The organism is Hymenobacter glacieicola, from assembly GCF_014640315.1.
GTDB lineage: Bacteria > Bacteroidota > Bacteroidia > Cytophagales > Hymenobacteraceae > Hymenobacter > Hymenobacter glacieicola.
On the sequence record NZ_BMGS01000009.1, the window covers coordinates 128,220 to 145,581 of the forward strand.

14 protein-coding genes are annotated in these 17,362 nt (G+C 62.1%); 10 read left to right on the forward strand and 4 right to left on the reverse strand.

Annotated features, from left to right (window positions below; genetic code table 11):
- Positions 1 to 54: 54 nt before the first annotated feature.
- Together IEW18_RS16730 and IEW18_RS16735 are read left to right on the forward strand one after the other, a co-directional pair.
- The gene (locus IEW18_RS16730) at positions 55 to 3,468 is read left to right on the forward strand and encodes a UvrD-helicase domain-containing protein (RefSeq protein WP_188559018.1); all 3,414 of its coding nucleotides are present in this window, start codon (positions 55 to 57) and stop codon (positions 3,466 to 3,468) included.
- Positions 3,469 to 3,600: 132 nt separating this feature from the next.
- The gene (locus IEW18_RS16735; protein WP_188559019.1) at positions 3,601 to 4,866 is read left to right on the forward strand and encodes a TCR/Tet family MFS transporter; all 1,266 of its coding nucleotides are present in this window, start codon (positions 3,601 to 3,603) and stop codon (positions 4,864 to 4,866) included.
- Between the two features lie 82 nt (positions 4,867 to 4,948).
- Here the strand turns inward: IEW18_RS16735 and IEW18_RS16740 are convergent, their stop codons facing one another.
- Positions 4,949 to 5,452: a vitamin K epoxide reductase family protein gene (locus tag IEW18_RS16740; RefSeq protein WP_188559020.1), complete on the reverse strand. Its 504-nt coding sequence runs from the start codon at positions 5,450 to 5,452 to the stop codon at positions 4,949 to 4,951.
- Positions 5,453 to 5,529: 77 nt separating this feature from the next.
- Complete coding sequence (locus IEW18_RS21890) at positions 5,530 to 5,727, reverse strand: GldL-related protein (RefSeq protein ID WP_373285743.1); 198 nt, start codon at positions 5,725 to 5,727, stop codon at positions 5,530 to 5,532.
- Positions 5,728 to 5,833: 106 nt separating this feature from the next.
- Here IEW18_RS21890 and IEW18_RS16745 point away from each other — a divergent pair, with 106 nt between their 5' ends.
- From IEW18_RS16745 to IEW18_RS16775, 7 genes are all read left to right on the forward strand, one after another.
- Positions 5,834 to 8,839 carry a PD-(D/E)XK nuclease family protein gene (locus tag IEW18_RS16745; RefSeq protein WP_229728800.1) on the forward strand — a complete coding sequence of 1,002 codons (3,006 nt, stop codon included), beginning with the start codon at positions 5,834 to 5,836 and terminating at the stop codon, positions 8,837 to 8,839.
- A gap of 228 nt (positions 8,840 to 9,067) precedes the next feature.
- Positions 9,068 to 9,502, forward strand: coding sequence for a nucleoside deaminase (locus IEW18_RS16750; protein WP_188559117.1), 435 nt, complete (start codon positions 9,068 to 9,070; stop codon positions 9,500 to 9,502).
- Positions 9,503 to 9,514: 12 nt separating this feature from the next.
- Positions 9,515 to 9,808, forward strand: coding sequence for a hypothetical protein (locus IEW18_RS16755; protein WP_188559021.1), 294 nt, complete (start codon positions 9,515 to 9,517; stop codon positions 9,806 to 9,808).
- The gene (locus IEW18_RS16760; protein ID WP_188559022.1) at positions 9,805 to 10,185 is read left to right on the forward strand and encodes a hypothetical protein; all 381 of its coding nucleotides are present in this window, start codon (positions 9,805 to 9,807) and stop codon (positions 10,183 to 10,185) included. The genes IEW18_RS16755 and IEW18_RS16760 overlap by 4 nt, the downstream gene beginning before the upstream one ends.
- Before the next feature lie 101 nt (positions 10,186 to 10,286).
- Positions 10,287 to 11,111 carry a mechanosensitive ion channel family protein gene (locus tag IEW18_RS16765; RefSeq protein WP_188559023.1) on the forward strand — a complete coding sequence of 275 codons (825 nt, stop codon included), beginning with the start codon at positions 10,287 to 10,289 and terminating at the stop codon, positions 11,109 to 11,111.
- A gap of 340 nt (positions 11,112 to 11,451) precedes the next feature.
- Entirely contained in the window at positions 11,452 to 13,236 is a 1,785-nt protein-coding gene (locus IEW18_RS16770) for a chloride channel protein (RefSeq protein WP_188559024.1), read from the forward strand.
- Positions 13,237 to 13,425: 189 nt separating this feature from the next.
- Positions 13,426 to 14,673 (forward strand): BaiN/RdsA family NAD(P)/FAD-dependent oxidoreductase, encoded by a 1,248-nt coding sequence (locus IEW18_RS16775; RefSeq protein ID WP_188559025.1) that lies wholly within the window; start codon positions 13,426 to 13,428, stop codon positions 14,671 to 14,673.
- 186 nt (positions 14,674 to 14,859) lie between these two features.
- On the opposite strand, the gene IEW18_RS16780 is transcribed toward IEW18_RS16775, so the two are convergent.
- Complete coding sequence (locus IEW18_RS16780) at positions 14,860 to 15,120, reverse strand: hypothetical protein (RefSeq protein WP_188559026.1); 261 nt, start codon at positions 15,118 to 15,120, stop codon at positions 14,860 to 14,862.
- A gap of 212 nt (positions 15,121 to 15,332) precedes the next feature.
- On the opposite strand from IEW18_RS16780, the gene IEW18_RS16785 reads away from it, so the two are divergent.
- Positions 15,333 to 16,784, forward strand: a complete 1,452-nt coding sequence (locus tag IEW18_RS16785; protein ID WP_188559027.1) for a DNA integrity scanning protein DisA nucleotide-binding domain protein — start codon at positions 15,333 to 15,335, stop codon at positions 16,782 to 16,784.
- 58 nt (positions 16,785 to 16,842) lie between these two features.
- Here the strand turns inward: IEW18_RS16785 and IEW18_RS16790 are convergent, their stop codons facing one another.
- Positions 16,843 to 17,214, reverse strand: coding sequence for a hypothetical protein (locus tag IEW18_RS16790; protein WP_188559028.1), 372 nt, complete (start codon positions 17,212 to 17,214; stop codon positions 16,843 to 16,845).
- Positions 17,215 to 17,362: the final 148 nt, after the last annotated feature.

Sequence of the window (17,362 nt, forward strand, 5' to 3'; positions counted from 1 at the left end):
AAACGGAATTCATTTCGGGCAAGAGCTTTCTCTTGGTCCTCCTTTCCCCTTCCCATGCCCGCCACTTTCCGCATTTATTCCTCTTCCGCCGGCTCCGGCAAAACCTATCAGCTCACCAAGGAATACCTGAAGCTGGCCCTGGGCACCGACGATGCCTCGTACTTCAAGCGGATTCTGGCCATTACATTTACCAACGACGCGGCCGGCGAAATGAAGGAGCGCATTATTGGGGCCCTGCGGCGGTTTGCCCAGCTGCCGGAAGGCGAAACGGATTCGCTGCTCACGGAAATTGCCGAAGAGCTGGCCGCGGAAGGACAACTGGCCTACCTGCCTGCCCCGGAGGAGCGGCAGCGGGTGCTGCGCGAGCGGGCCGCGCGCACGTTCCGGCTGGTGCTCTACCACTACGCCGATTTCGCCGTCAGCACCATCGACTCCTTTGTGCAGCGCATAGTTACGGCCTTTACCCGGGAGCTGGGGCTGCCTGCCACGTTTGAAGTGGAGCTGGACAGTGCTACCGTGCTGCAAAGTGCCGTGGCCCTGCTGCTGGACCGCGTGAACCGGGACCCTAACGCGGCCCTGTTGTCGCGCACCATCTCCGACTTTGCCCTTAGCAAGGCCGACGAAGGCCGCAGCTGGAACAACCTGCCCACCGAGCTGGTGGATTTCGGGCAGTTCTTGCTCAGCGAGCCGGTGCATGAGGCCGTGGAGCAGCTCCAGAAACTGAGCCTGCAGGATTACCGCCGCCTGCACGAGGGCCTGCGCCAGCGCAAAGCCGAAATTGAGGACGCCTTCCGGCAGGTAGCCCAGGTAGCCCAGGAAGCCGTGGATACGGCCGGCGTAACTGACTCCGACCTGTACCAGGGCCGCAGCGGGCTGCTGGGCTACCTCACCAAGTGGGAAGAGCGGTTACAACCCGATAAAGAAGCCAATACTTACGTGCGGGCCACCGTAGAGCAGAATAAGTGGTACAGCGGCAAAGTCAAAACCGCTCCGGATAAGGCCCGCGTGGACGCCGTGAAACCGGCTCTGCTGGCCGCCTACGAGCTGGTGGAAAAGCTGCGCGCTACCCTGCTGCCCGACTACCTGCTGGTGACGGGTATGTTGCCCTATCTCTTCCAAGTCAGTCTGCTGAGTGAGCTGAGCAAGTCGGTGGACCAGTTGAGCCGCGACCGGGGGGTAGTGCTTATTGCCGAGTTTAACCGCCGCATTGCCCAGATTGTGCTGCGCGAGCCGGTGCCGTTCCTGTATGAGCGCATGGGCGAGCGGTACCTGCACCTGCTTATCGATGAATTCCAGGATACTTCGGTGCTGCAGTGGAACAACCTGCTGCCGCTGGTGGAAAATGCCGTGGCCGGGGGCAACCTCAGCCTGGCCGTGGGCGACGCCAAGCAGGCCATCTACCGCTGGCGCGGGGGCGAAATGGAGCAGATTCTGCGCCTCTATCAAAACCAGACGGAGCACCTGTATAACAAGGCGGCCGATGAGGAGCTGCGCGAGTTGCTGGCTGACCGCTACCTGACCCTGGACCAAAGCCTGGAAGCGGCCAACCTGAACACCAACTTCCGCTCGGCCCCGGCCATTATCGACTTCAACAACCATTTTTTCACCCACGTCAGCGCTACGCACGCCTCGTTGCCGCTGGTGCAGGACATTTACGATGCGGGCTTTGTGCAACAGGGGCCGGCAACTAGTCGGCCCAACAACACGGGCCACGTAGAGCTACTGTTCACCGAGGACGATGCCCCCGCCTGCCGCTACGATGCCGCCCTGGGCACGTACACGCCGGACTTGCTACCGGGCTACCTTACCGGGCAGACGCTGGATTACACCGAAAGCACCCTTTATCTGACGCTTCAGTTGGTGGAAAAAGCCGTAGCCGATGGCTTCCGCCTGCAGGATGTGGCCGTGCTCTGCCGCCGCCGCGACCAAAGCCGCCGGGTTGCCAAGTTCTTGAAGGAGCGCGGCTACGATATTATTTCGGCCGACTCCCTTTCCCTGGAGTTTGCGGAGGTAGTAAACCTGCTGGTGGCTCTGTTCCGGGTGCTGAACCAGCCCGCTGACACGCTGGCCCGAGCGGAGGCGCTACTGCTGGTAGACCGGGTGGTGCGCGGCCTGGACCCAACCCCGGAGCGGGCCCGCCGCTGGGCGGAGCTGGCCAACGGTGAATCGGTGCAGCCCTTCTTTGATGAGTTGCGCGCGTTGGGCTACGACGTGCAAGAGCGGGAAACCGGCAACCTGGGCCTCTACGAGCTGACGGAGCGCCTGATTAGCTTATTCGGGCTGCTACACCGGGTGGCCGAGCAGGAGTACCTGTTCCGGTTTCTGGACCTGACTCTGGAGTACAGCCTGCGCTTCGGCAACAACCTCAACAACTTCCTGGCTTACTGGGACCAGCGCAAAAGCAGCCTGAGCATCAACGCCCCGGCCGGCCGCAACGCCATTACCATTACCACCGTGCACAAGGCCAAGGGGCTGGCCTACGGCGTGGTTATTGTGCCGTTTGCGGATTGGTCGCTCAGGCCCTACATGGGTACCCTGCTCTGGGGCCGGCTGGCCGACACGGACCATAAACCGCTAACCAGCATGCCCGCCGTGGCTGTGCTACCCCAAACCCAGGCCCTGTTGCATACCCCCCTGGCCGAGCAGTACACCGAGGAAATCGAGAAAACCTTCTTGGAAGGCCTGAACATGCTGTACGTGGCCTTCACCCGCCCGCGCCACCGCCTCTACGCCATCAGCCGCAAGCCCCGGCCGGTGAAAGCCCCCAAGGACGGGGAGGCCCTTGCCCCGCCGGAGCCGGCCAAAACCGTGGCCGAGCTGCTACACCGCTACCTCAGCAGCACCACGCAGTGGGACGATGAGCAAATGGCCTACGTGCTGTCCGATGCCCACGGCTACGTGCCGGCCCAGCGCCACGCGCCCGCCACCACCGACCACGACCTACCCCTGCACAACCTCACCAGCACGCCCTGGGAGGAGCGCCTGCGCCTGAAGCGCCACGCCAACACGGTTTTCGATTTCGACGAGCAGCAAACCCAGCGGGAGTGGAACCGCAAGCTGCACTACGCCCTGCGCCGGGTGAAACGAGCCACGGAAGTAGACCGGGTAGCGGCTCAGCTGGTAGCCGAAGGGCTGGTGAGCACGCGGGAGCGGGCCGAGCTACTGCGCCGCCTGCACGAGGTAACGGAGCATCCGCAGATGGCCCACTACTTCAGCGCCCAGGTAGAAGCCGAGGCGGAACGCGAGATTCTGGTGGGCGGCACCCGCAAGCAGGACTACAAGCCCGACCGTATTGTGTTTGAGTCTACGGGCCGCCGCGTCACCCTCATCGACTTTAAGCTGCCCCCCCCCGAGCCCCGCCACCGCCTACCCCTGCAGCGCTACGCCGGCCTATTCCGGCAGCTGGGCTACGAGGACGTGCAGTGCGTTCTGTACTATTTTGACACGCAAGAAGTGGTAGTGTTTTGAGGAACAGCTGCTTGTAACTTAAAAACACTGGAGACAAGAGAAAACTATCTGGTTCACCCGTCATCTTTCCAACGCTCAGGGAAGCCAGATGCTTCTACCTTTACGGTTGCCACTACCTATCCTTCCTCCCTTATGGCTGCTCCCCGCAAGGCCGCGCTTGGCTTTATTTTCCTGACGCTGCTGCTGGACGTAATCGGCATTGGTATCATCGTGCCGGTGATTCCGGCCCTTATCCGCAACCTGACGGGTGGCACTATCAGCGACGCGGCCCGGGTAGGCGGCTGGCTGGTGTTTGCCTTTGCCGTGATGCAGTTTCTGTTTTCGCCGGTGATGGGCAACCTCAGTGACCGGTTTGGGCGCCGGCCGGTACTGCTGCTTTCCCTGCTTGGGTTTGGCCTCGACTACCTGCTGGTGGCCTTTGCGCCCAGCATTGGCTGGCTGTTTGCCGGCCGCCTGATTGCCGGCGTAATGGGAGCCAGCTTCACGACGGCCTCCGCTTACATTGCCGATATATCAGCCCCCGAGGAGCGGGCTCAGAATTTTGGCATGATCGGGGCGGCCTTTGGGCTGGGCTTTATCATCGGGCCCGCGCTGGGAGGCATCCTGGGCAAATACGGCCATCAGGTGCCTTTTCTGGCGGCGGCCGGTATTACCCTGCTGAACGTAGTGTACGGTTATTTTGTGTTGCCTGAGTCGCTGCCCCAGGAAAAGCGGCGGCCGTTTGAGTGGTCCCGCGCCAACCCCATCGGCTCCCTGCGGCTGCTGCGGCGCTACCCCGTCATTACCGGGCTGGTGGCCTCTTTGCTGCTGCTCTACGTGGCAGCCCACGCTACGCAGTCGACCTGGTCGTACTACGTGATTGAGAAGTTTCAGTGGACGGAAGCCTGGGTTGGGTACTCGCTGGGGGCGCTGGGGGCGCTGGTAGCCATTGTGCAGGGCGTACTGATCCGGCGGATCAACCCAGTGCTGGGGCCGAAGCGCTCCGTGTTTCTGGGGATGCTGCTGTACGCCGTGGGCTTCGTGCTGTTTGCCTTCGCCTCCAAAGGCTGGATGATGTTTGCCTTTCTGGTGCCGTACTGCCTGGGCGGTATTGCCGGGCCGGCGTTGCAGGGCATTATTTCCGGTCAGGTGCCGCCCAACCAACAGGGCGAACTTCAGGGGGCGCTGACCAGCCTCATGAGCCTGACGTCCATTGTGGGGCCGCCCCTGATGACCAACCTGTTTTCGTACTACACCGGCGCCAGTGCCCCCGTTTACTTCCCGGGTGCTCCCTTCCTGCTGGGGGCCGCCTTGATTTTGGTGAGCTTGCTGCTGTTAGCCCGCTCCTTGGCAACCTATGTGGCCCCGGCTCCTCAGGAGCAAGAGGCACCTGAGCCACTGGTTAACGCCGGCCATTAAGCAGCACGATAGCAGAAGTTAACCTCACAAGAAAGCCCGCGCTGCTATAGCGCGGGCTTTCTTGTAAATGTGATATAAGCGGTTACCGCCGACCCAGCAGCTTTTTGGCGCCCTTAATGGCCTCGGGCAAGGCCAGGGCCAGGGAGGCAAACGAGGCCACTGTGGCTACCTGGCAGTAAAAGCACAGGGCCTTGTTTTCCTGCCACTCGTCGCGGCCCAGCTTCACGGTTGTAAGCGAGTCGAACAAGGTTTTGACGCCCATGGCGACCGGTAGTAAGGGCTGCTTGCTAGCTCGGTGCAGGCCCCCGGCTCCGGCCAGGGTGGCCGTAATGCCATAGGTAACAATCATCGGCAGCGCGTCGGGGGTATCCATGCGCTTGTAGGCGTAGTCCGAGGCATCCACCTTATCGGAGTCAAATGGGCCAAGGGGTGGGTCGGGCAGGTGCTTAATGATGCCGGTTTGGTAGAGGCTGACTATCTGGCCGGCCGCCACCCCGAGCAGGGACAGGCCGATAATCCAGCGGCGGCGTTTCAGGTCGGGGCTTTGGCCGTGCCGGAGTTCGAGGCTAAGTTGGGTAGGATCCATCAGAAAAACAGTAGCAGGTGGTTTGTGCTACCGGAGTACGTACTTCTGCGGGGGTAGGGTTAAGGTAGAGCTTGCGGTTATCGGTTGAGAAAGTCTTTCACTTTGGGGTGGCTGAACAGCTTATAGATAAACCCTACGGCCCCCGTTAGCACCGGTAGAGCCCCGGTAATCAGGAGCACATCGGCGCCTTGCCAGTGCAGGATTTTGAACATAGCGCCTACAACGTTAGCGCTCAGCCCAAGGCAGAATAGCAGAAGAAAGTGTTTGGTTTTCATGAAAGCATTTTTTTGCCGGCCAGGCTACCAATCTCCCGCAAGGTAACCGCTGGGCCTTCTTCCTCCGAAACTATTTCCAGCGCGTCCGGCCTTATCTTTACACTGTATGATTACCGCTCCTGCTGCCCCTGCTACCCTTGCCCCGCTTGCTGCCCGCCCCGATACCACGCCCTTTCTTACGCGCATGGCCCGGGAACTGGTGGCGAAGTACGGCCCCAGCGGCGACCTGTCCGATTTGGTGGTGGTGGTGCCTACCCGGCGCGCCGTGGTGTACTTGCAGAACGAGCTGAGCCTGGCCGCCGAGGCCGGGCAGGCCGTGTGGAGCCCGCGCATTGCGGCCATGGAAGACTACATGGTGGAGCTGGCCGGCGTGCAGGTAGAGGAGCCCATTGCCCTGCAGCTGCTGCTGTTCGAAATTCTGCGCGACATCGACCCCAAGCTGGATTTCGACCAGTTCGTGGGCTGGTCGGGCCTGCTGCTCCAGGACTTTTCCAGCCTCGACCAGAACCTGGCTTCGCCCAAAAAAGTGTTCGAGTACCTGAGTCAGGCTAAAGCCTTGGAACGCTGGGAGTTGGGAGCTGAGCCAGCCGCGCAAAGCACCACGGCCGCCTACTTCCGCTTCTGGGACGACTTGGAGAAGGTGTACCGCCGCCTGCGTCGCCGCATGGAGCAGACCCACTTGGCGTACCCCGGCCTCTCCTACCGCCTGGCCGTGAACCGCGTGCAGGATCGGCTGGAAAAAGACGAAACCCTACCCCAACACGTGTTCATTGGCCTGGGCTTGCTCTCGAAAGCCGAGGAAAAGCTGATCCGGCTGCTGCGCAAGGCCCGCCGGGCGGAAGTATTTTTCGATGCCGATGCGTTTTATCTGGAAAAAGGTTCGCCCAACCGGGCCGGCCAGCACCTGCGCCAGTACCAGGAGTTGTTCGATTTGCCCTGGGAAAACTTCGGCGGCCCGGCCGAGCTACTGCGCGGACTGCCCCGGGAAGTGCGCTTCGTGGGCGTGGCCAACGCCTCCATGCAGGGCAAGGTGGCCGGGCAGCTGCTGGCCGAGTCGCGGAAGCTGAACCCCACGGCCAAGGTAGCCGTGGTGCTGCCCGACGAAACCCTGCTGCTGCCCGTGCTGCACGGCCTACCCCTGGAGGCCGTGCCGGAGTACAACGTGACCATGGGCCTCAACTTCCAGAGCACACCCCTGTTCAACCTGGTGGATCTGCTGTTTGAGGTGCACCTGACGGGCGTGCGCGAAGGCTCGCCGGAAACCGGCTACGGAGTGCCGCGCTACCACCATCTGGCCGTCAGCAAGCTGCTCCAGCACCCGTTCCTGCGCCGCTACCAGCACTGGCTCGACAAGCAGGAGGACACCCAGCACCACGGCCTGCTCGACCACGTCTGCCGGGCCATTGTCAAGCGTCACGCCGTGCTGCTGCCCGCCGAGGAGCTGGTGGAGCTGGGCCGCGGCCACCAGTTGCTAGAAGCCCTATTCGCTACCTGGAACAACTGCGACGACATCATTGCGGCCTGCTACACGCTCATCAACCTACTCAAACAAGCCTACCAGGACCAGCATTCGGCCATTGAAGCCGAGTACCTCTACCTGTTCTTCACCCTGGTCAAGCGCCTGGATTCGGTGTTTGACTGCCGGGAGCAGCGGCTGTCGGTGCGCTCCTTCCGGCGGTTTCTGTACGAGCAGATGAAGGCGACGCGCCTGCCCTTCAGCGGGGAGCCTATTGCCGACGTGCAGGTGATGGGCCTGCTGGAAACCCGCGCCCTCGACTTCGACCATATCATCATTCTGAGCTGCAACGAGAACGTGCTGCCGGCCCCCAAGCGCCACAGCTCCCTGTTCCCGTACGACGTGCTGACCACGTTCCAGCTGCCTACCTACGCCGACCACGAAGCCGCCACGGCCCACCAGTTCTGGCGCCTCTTGCAGCGGGCTGGCCAAGTGGATCTGCTCCACATTCTGCCCGGCGCCGAGGGCACCCGCACCGGGGAGCGGAGCCGCTTTTTGCTGCAGATTGAAAACGACTTGGCCGTGCAGAACCCCGGCCTGGTACTGCGCGACTTGACAGTTACCGCCGCCCCCGAAGAGGTAGTACTGCCTCCCCTGCATGCGGGAGCCGCCGTGCTGGAAGCTTCCACCGAAGCCCCGGACCTGGTGCTGGAGAAAGATACCGGCATGCTGCTGGCCCTGCGCGAGGTGCTGACCAAAGGCCTCTCGCCCACCGGCCTGAACCAGTACCTGAACTGCTCCCTGCAGTTCTACTTCCAGCGCGTAGCCCGCTTCCGCGAAAACGACGAGGTAGAAGAAGCCTTGGGCCCCGATGGGTTCGGCACGGTGGTACACGAGGCGCTGGAGGAGCTGTTCGGTCCGTTCCAACAGAACCGGCAATCCGTTACGGCCCAGGATATTCCGGGCCTGCTGAAGCTCGCGCCCGTCATGGTGGCCAAGGCCTTGCGCCGGGAAGAAGATGGCCGCCATGCCCGCGCCGACGAAGGCCTGAACCACGTGCTGGGGCAGGTAGCCAGCCAACTCGTGCGCCGCTACCTGGAAATCCTGCTGGAGCAGCCCGACGCCCTGCCCCTGCTCATTCAAAGCCAGGAAGAAGCCCTGCAAACCACCGTGTACGTGCCCCTGCCCACCGGCGAGAAGCTACCCGTGAGCCTCGTCGGCTTTGCCGACCGGGTGGACCAGCTGCCCGATGGCCGCCTGCGGGTAGTCGACTACAAAACGGGCATGGTGGAAAAGTACCACCTGCAGCTGCTCAAGCGCGGCGAAGGGCCCGCCGATGCCGTGCAGCGCCTGCTCACCGATGCTACCCCCGCCGCCGATAAAGTGCGCCAGCTCTGGCTCTACCGCTTCCTGCTGGCCCAAGGTGGCCGCCCCGCCGCTGACGCCGCCATTATTTCCCTGCGCAACCTCAGCGCCGGCCCCATGTCGGCCGATATGAGCTTTCTCACGGCCGACGGCCAGGATTTCGTGCAGCACAGCGAGCAGCTCCTGGGCCAGCTCGTCAACCGCATCCTCGACCCCGAAGAGCCCATCCGCAAAACCGACGACCTGGAAAAGTGCCAGTACTGCCCATATAAAGGCATCTGCGCTAGGTAAAGAACCCATTGTTGCGTACTAGGGCTAGCGTCTAGTTCCCCTTTTCAGATGAGGGGGGGTTAGGGGTGGTTGATGATACCAGAACGATTACTAGCGCAAGACTCTAGATGAGGTTCAACGAGTCAACCACCCCTAGCCCCTCCTTTCCAAGTTGCGTACTAGCGCTAGTACGCAACTTGGGGTAATTACACCCTACCTTGCGGCCTCATACCTATGATCATTCAACACATGGACAAATTCATGCGGGCGGCCATTGATGAGGCGCTTCAGGGCCGGAAAGAAGGCGGTATTCCGATTGGCTCGGTGCTGCGCCGGGGCGAGGAAATCGTGAGTCGCGGCCACAACAAGCGCGTGCAGGAGCTGGACCCCATTGCCCACGGCGAAATGGATGCCCTGCGCAACGCCGGCCGCCAGCGCACTTACCGCGACACGGTGCTCTATACCACCCTGATGCCCTGCTACATGTGCGCGGGCACCATTGTGCAGTTCAAGATTCCGAAGGTGGTCGTGGGTGAGGCCCAGACCTTTGGCGAATCCCAGGCGTTTTTGGAGTCGCACGGCGTGGAGGTCGAAATTTTGAACCTGCCTGAGTGCGTGCAAATGATGCAGGACTTCATTCGCGACGAGCCCACGCTCTGGAACGAGGACATCATGGAGCTGTAACTGCCCTACTACATGACGACGGCCACCAAAAAATGCCCGCACTGTGGCCACTGGACTGAGTGGCAGCAGCAGCCTACCGATCAGTGCCAGCACTGCGGACAGACCTTGGAGCCCTACCGCGTGGCCAGCGACGAGGCCCGGCACCGCCTATCGGAGCAGCCGGTTTCCTCCCTGATGCTGATTGAAATAAAGCCGGAGGATGGCGCGCTGGTGCGCGGGCTGAAGTATCTCATTAGGGGCGGACAGCTGGCCTTTGCGGCTCTCATGGCCTTTATGATCTGGCTGGTAACGGCCCTGGCCGGATGAGGCTGCCCGCCGAGCTGCGCCATCCTTTGTTTGTGCTCGGCACCTGTCTGTACGTGTTTGCGTGCATCAACCGCTACTGGCTCAGCGGGCGGCTACCTACCTTCGTGAACTCCCACCTGGCTGATCTGGTTGACCTGCCGCTGCAACTGACCATGGTTCTGTGGCTGATGCGTCGGTTTTACTTCCGCCAGCCCAGCTTTGTGCTGCCGCTCTCCTGGATTGTGGCCAGTTGGGTGGTGGTGGCCGTCTGGTTTGAGGTGCTTCTGCCCCTGTTTAACCCGAAAAGAGTGGCCGATCCGCTGGATGTGGTGGCCTACACCGTGGGCGGGCTGGTGTTCTGGCGCTGGATGAACCGCCCCGACACCACCCCGGCCTAACCCCCGCCCCGATTCCGCGCGTATAACAACTTCATAGCCCCGACGGCCTCTTGGTCGCGGGGCTTCTGTTTTAGCCCGCTGGGCGTAGCTTATTCACCCCTATGATTCAGGATTTTCACCGCGTATTGTCGGCCTACTGGCAGCAATTTTTGTTTCTCTTGCCCAAGCTGCTGATTGCCATTGTGCTGTTGGTAGCGGCCGTGTCCATTGCCAACCGGGTCAGTACCCTGCTGGGCGGGCGCCTGCGCCGCCGCTCCCACGACCCGCTACTGCCCAACTTTCTGGCCCAGCTCAGCAAGTGGGCCATGGTGCTGCTGGGCCTGATGGTAGCCCTTAACATCCTCGGGTTCACGGGGGTAGTGGGCAGCCTGATTGGGGCGGCGGGCGTGTCGGCGTTTATTGTGGGTTTTGCTTTCAAGGACATTGCCGAGAACTTCCTGGCCGGCGTCATCCTGGCCTTCAACCGCCCCTTCCATATCAACGACACGGTGCAGATCAAAGACCTGATCGGGCACGTGGAGGGCCTGAACCTGCGCACTACCCTCATGCGCACCTTCGATGGCAAGCACATCTTTCTGCCCAACTCCATGGTGCTCAAGGAGCCGCTGATCAACTACACCCGCGACGGCAACCTGCGCCAGGATTTTCTGGTGAGCGTGGAGCTGGGCCCCGATGTTACGCCCGATGTGGCCATCAACCTGATTCTGCAGTACCTGCGCACCATCTCCGATATTCAGCAAGCCCCGCGGGAACCCTATGTCAACCTGGAAAAGGCCACTCCCACTACCGCCGACCTGCGCGTGTACTTCTGGGCCGATTCGGAGGACTACCGCCGCGGGGTGCTCCAGCTCAAGAGCCGCATTATGCAGGAGGTCAAGCAAGAATTGCTTGGGGCCGGCCTGGGCGTGCCCGGACTCGGGCAGTAAGAGGTGAGGCGGTGAGATAGTGAATTGGTGAGTTTTTTGCGCTGTCATCCGGAGCGGGAGCGAAGGACCTGACTACCACACTCAATCACTCATCTATCAGGCTGCGTGGACAGTAGAAGAAACTTTTGAGTTAAATCAGACCGTCATGCCGAGCGTAGCGAAGCATCGCGCGGGTTGAGGTTGCAGTAGCACTCAGCCGGCAGCCGCGCGATGCTTCGCCGCCGGCTCGGCACGACGGTCTTTCGTTTTTATTGTTCACACGGCCAAGCTCACCATTTCACCACTTCACAATTTCACCTCCTGCCCCCCTGCCCGTCTGACAATTTCACCATCTTTGCCTATGCCTAAAAGCACCGTTCACCGGCTGTTACGCCCTTTGCTGTTATGGCGCCTGCGCCACATCAGCGACCGGGTGTACCTTATTTTGGTCAGCATGGTGGTGGGGCTGTTGGCGGGGTTGGCGGCGGTGGTGCTCAAAACCCTGGTCCACGACTCCCAAAAGGTGCTTAACGCCTGGGTGCCGGCTCAGTACCAGGTGTTTTCCAGCTCCCTCTACCCCATCATTGGCATTGCCCTCACGGTGCTGTTCACCCGGTATTTCCTGGATGGCAACCTGGGGCGCGGTATCGGGCCTATCATCTATAACATTGCCCGGCAGGGTAGCGTGGTGCCCCGCAGCAAGCTGTATTCCCAGCTGGTTTCCTCGTTTCTGACGGTGACGTTTGGGGGCTCGGCGGGGTTGGAGGCCCCTATTTCCGTGACGGGCTCGGCCATTGGCTCCAACACGTCGCGGGTGCTGCGCATTGGCCGCCGCGAGCGGCGCCTGCTCACGGGTTGCGGGGCTGCCGCGGGGGTAGCGGCCATCTTTAACTCGCCTATTGCCGGGGTGCTGTTTGCCGTTGAAGTTATTCTCTCGGAGCTGTCGGCGGCGTACTTTGTGCCGCTGCTAATTTCCTCGGCCACGGCTACGGTGGTTTCCAAGGCCCTGTACGCGGGCCAGCCCTTCGTGCTCATTACTACCTCCTGGCCCGTGGATGCCGTGCCGCTGTACCTGATGCTGGCCGTGTTTACGGCTTTGTTGTCGGTATACATGATCCGGGTGTACTTCTGGGCCGACAAGTATTTCGAGCAGCTGCCGGGCACTTTTCGCAAGGTAGTGCTGGGGGGGCTGGCGTTGGGCGGACTGGTGTTTCTGTTTCCGCCCCTCTACGGCGAAGGCTATAACATTGTGCAGTTGCTGCTGGGCGGCCACTCCGACCAGCTGGTGGATAATTCCCTGTTCGATGTTTTCCACGACCAAAGCGTGTGGCTGGTGCTGCTGGTGGCGGCGGGCAGTATGCTGCTGAAGGTGGTAGCCACCAGCATTACCATTGGCTCCGGGGGCAACGGGGGCATGTTTGGCTCCTCGCTGTTTGCCGGGGCGCTGTGCGGTTTCGTGTTTGCGCGCCTGATTAACATGAGCGGCCTGTACCCCATTTCCGAAGTGCACTTTATCGTGCTGGGCATGGCGGGTACCCTGGCCGGCGTGGTGCACGCGCCCCTGACCGGCATCTTCCTGATTGCTGAAATTACCGGTGGCTACGCCCTGTTTGTGCCCCTGATGGTGGTGACTTCCGGCTCCTACCTGATTACGCGCTATTTCGAGCCGTACTCCGTGTACACCCGCAAGCTGGTGCAGAAGGGCGTGTACGTCAACCAGGACCGGGACCGGGGCCTGCTGGCCCAGCTCGACGTGGCCTCTCAGGTGCAAACCGATTTCCTACCCGTCCACCCCGAGGACACCTTGGGCGAGCTGGTGCAAACCTTCCGCCACGCCACGCGCAACCTGTTTCCGGTGGTCGATGCGGGGGGGCATCTGCACGGCATTGTAAGCCTGGATACGGTGCGCGACGCCCTCTTCGACGACGAGCACTACAACACCACCCGCGTCCGGGACCTGATGACCGACCCGCCCGCCATTGTCCGCCCCGATGATACCTTGCTGGACACGCTGCGGTGCATGGAGCAGCTCGGCGCCTGGGCCCTGCCCGTGCTCAGCCCCGAAGACCGGTACATGGGCTTCCTGCTGAAGTCTACCATCCTGGCCAACTACCGCCGGCAGCTAATCAAGGAAAGCGAAAACTAACCTGGCAACGGCTTACCAACCCCGCCCGGAAACGCAGGCCGCCTACCTATGCCCGAGCCAGGCGGCCGGGTTGGCTGCTGACCCAGCTGGCCGCCTGGCTGGGCGTGGTGCGGCGCAGCCTAGCTGGCCCGCTCCGCCGAAGTTTCGGGTAGCAACTGCCAGCTGAAAGCTGCGCTCTACCTTTGCCCTATGGCGAGTACTTCTGATTTGGGGGCAACGTGGGTAGCGGTAGTGGGTGGGGGGCCGGCGGGGCTGCTGGCTGCCCAGCACCTGGCCGAAGCGGGCAACCGTGTCATCGTGTATGAGGCCCAGGCTACCCTGGGACGTAAATTTCTGGTGGCCGGCCACGGGGGCTTCAACCTGACCAACGGGGAACCGACGGCCAGCTTTGCAACCCGCTACGCCGCTCGGCAGCCCGAGTTTGCCTGTTATTTCCAGCATTTTTCCGCCGCCGAGCTGCGCGCCTGGGCCCACGGCCTGGGCATCGGTACCTTTGTGGGCACCAGCGGCCGGGTTTTTCCGCTGGAGGAGCACAAGCCCGCCCACCTGCTGCGCGCCTGGCTGGAGCACCTGCGCACACTCGGGGTAGAGCTGAAAACCCGCCACCGCTGGCTAGGCTTCGCGGGAGAAACGGGGCTGCGCATCCTGGATGAGGCCACCGCCCAGCAAACCGTAGTGCATCCCACGGCTACCCTGCTGGCCCTGGGCGGCGCCAGCTGGACCAAAACCGGCTCCGATGGCCGCTGGACCGCCGCTTTCGAGGAAATTGGGGTGCAAACCGTGCCTTTCGAGCCCAGCAACTGCGGGGCTGAAGTGGCGTGGTCGGCCTTTTTCCGGGAGAAAGTAGGGCGGCAACCGCTCAAGAACATTGCCCTGACCTGCGCGGGCCAAACCATGCGTGGGGAAATAATGCTGACGGAATACGGCCTGGAGGGCACGCCGGTATATGCCCTCACGCCGGCTCTGCGGGCCGTATTGGCGGCGGGCGCGCCAGCTACCCTTACCCTTAATCTTAAACCCGAGCTGCCCGAAGCTCAGCTCCTGAGCAAGCTGGCGGGCCGGCGGCCGGGCAAGTCCCTGGCTTCCTTTCTGGCCGATGCCCTGAAGCTCAGGCCCCCCGTCCCGACTCTTCTCCGGGAGGTAGGCCCGGAGCAGCTACCGGCGGCGCCTCCCGAGCTGGCCCGGCTGCTTACCAGCCTGCCTATTCCCGTCACTGGCCTGCGCCCCCTGGAGGAAGCCATCAGTACGGCCGGTGGCGTGGCCTGGCCTGAAGTAGATGAAGACCTGATGCTGCGCCGCCGGCCGGGCACTTTCGTGGCCGGTGAAATGCTGGACTGGGAGGCACCGACGGGCGGCTATTTGCTGCAAGGCTGCTTCAGCACCGGCGCCTGGGCCGCCCGGGGCCTGGCCCAGTGGCTGGGGGCGGCGGTGACGTAGTGATTCGGTGGTTCCGTGAGTGATGCTATGGTGGCCAAGCGCGCGGCTTGTTCATGCTTCGGGCCATGCTACGCCTCTTAATGCGACAAACCCCTACCTCCAGGCTGGAAGTAAGGGTTTGCTATGTTTTCTAGGGGTAGGACTTCAAGGCGGCCAGCTGGGGCAGCCAGCCTATCTTCCGCGGCGTTACCGCTCTTCGCGGTGCACCCGCTCGGCCTCCTCGGCTTCGGCCAGGATGGCTTTGGCCTCGGTGAGCAGGCGCTGGCCGTGGTCGAGCTGCTGGCGCAGGATCAGGGCAAACAGAATAAAATACGAGACAATGGGCAGGAAAACGCCCAGGGCAAACCACAGCCAGAAGGATCGGCCGTAGCTATAGGCGCAGTAGCCGGTGGTGAGCGGCAGCAGCGACATGGCGAAAATACCGCCTATCAGTAGATCTACGAACATAGCACAGCGGGGCGAAGGCGTGGAACTTCTGGAAGATACACCGCTTTCCGCTGGCTGACAAGTCCGGCTGGTACTACGGGCAGTAGGGCAACCACTGGCGGGCTCGGAAAGTTGTGAAAATGCGCTGGTATTTAGCTGATAAATCCATCCTTCGCCGGAATTTCCCGTACTTCCTCCTTTGCGCTTTCTTTCGCCCACTCCTCGCCCTCCCTATGTGGGAAAATCAAAGTCTGTTTCGCGTTTCGGCCCAGCTCTCGGCCGATGGTATCTTTAACCTGCTCGACCGTAGTCTTAAGCCGGAAGTATTTCTGCTCGGAATTGCCTCGGCGCGCGAAACCTCGGAGCCGGAGGCAATTGTCGTAGAACCCGCCTCGCACCGCTACCGCCCCCACGATTTTACGGCCATTAAGGCCCGGGCCGCCGCCCTGGAGCCCGATGGCCCCCGAGAAGTCGTCTACCACCTGCATCCCCTGGACCACGACCGGTTTGAAAAGCACCGCTGGTACGAGCTGCTACGGCGGGCCACTGAGCACTCCCTCAACGACTTAGTAGGGCTGCGCGAAGAAGACCGGGTCAGTTTCTGCTCCCTGCCAGTGAGCGTGGGCGGCTACCTTGTGATTGTGGTGTTGCAGCTCTCGGCCGAGGTGTACACCAGCTACTACGCCCTTCCCGGCCCGGCCGGCCCCGCGCGGCCAGCCTCCTTGCTGGCCGCTACCGTGCTGGAGTTTTTGCAGGATGCCTCCCGGGCCCTGCGCGAGTCGGACACGGACGATGACCGGCCCGTGCTGGACCGCGACTACAACGAAGTGCTGCGCGCGGCCGGCCGCCGGTTTATGCTGCGGGCGGCGGCTGGCTCCCACGGCCTCTACGATGCCTGCAACGGCATTGCCGCCCTGCGCCACGAAGGCGACGAAGGCGTGGGCACCATGCTCATTTCCCGGCGCAACCACCAGTCCGTGGTGCCCATCATGACCCTGGAGTCGCCGATACCGCTGCGCGACTACCGCCGCGTGCGCAAGCTACTGGAGCTGAGCGAGGACCGCAACGCCCTGCTCACGGATGCCTCCGACGTATTTGGGCTGGGCTACCTGGTGGAGCCCACCGACCCGCAGTATGAGCCCCTGTTCACGGTGCACTTCACCAAGCACTACAGCTGGGAGCTCAGCCACGACGAGCACATGATGATGAAAGTCGTGTCGAACACGCCCCGCCTGCCCCAGGGCACGGTGGATGAAATTAATTTTGGGGTAGCCCTGCGACGCGTGTTTCCCGGGGTTGATGCGGCCGGCGCCGCCTACCTCTGGGAGCTGACCCTTAGGGCAACGGCCCAGGCCAATGGTACTATTCTGGTGATTTCGGAGGGGGCCGCCCAGGAAGCGGCCCGCCTCACGCGGCAGTGTTTCCGCGTTTCGCCCCGCCTGATGACGCCCTCGGTTCTGCGCCTGGTTACCAACATCGACGGGGCCGTGCTGATTGATCCGGCGGGCACTTGCTACGCCATTGGCGTCATTCTGGACGGGCTGGCCACGGAAAAGGGCGACTCTTCCCGTGGCTCGCGCTACAACTCGGCGCTGCGCTACGTGGAAAGCAGCCGCTACCCGGTGCTGGTGGTGGTAGTCAGTGAGGACGGCTGGATTGACCTGCTACCCCCCATGCGGCGCTGATTACCAGTAAGGCCGCTGGCGGTTCCGGCATTTAAGTAAAGAGCTACCAAGCAAGTGGTTACGCTACCTCTTCCCGCAAAATACTAGGGTAAAGACAGGGGCTGCTGGCCACCAGGTGCAGCACTAGGTGCATGCCGGTTTCCTGAAGTTGCGCGACTACTGCCAGCGGTAGGTCGCACCAATGCAGGGTAATGCCCGCTTGTTGAGCCAGGCGGTCGGCGCGCCATATAGCTTGCTGGGCTTGCCGGGTCAGTGGCCCTAGCTGTTGGCAATCAACCCAGATGTGCTTTGCTCCGGTGGCCGGTAAGGCTAGCACCACGGCCTGTTCCAGCCGGATTGCATCCGTAACGCTGCTGATTTGTCCTCGCAGGTGTAACCCCACGCATCCTTTACTACCTACTTTAAAAATGAAAAACTGGTCGGGATTCATCAACGGAGAAGATAGGAAAGTGCAGCTCACCAAAGCTACTTTTTCCAGTGCCTGGCCTGAATCCGCCCAAATACGGAATCGTATTACGGTTTACCCTGATTTCAACCTCCGTATTTCCCGCAGCGGTGTCGCCGTTTATTGCCCGGTT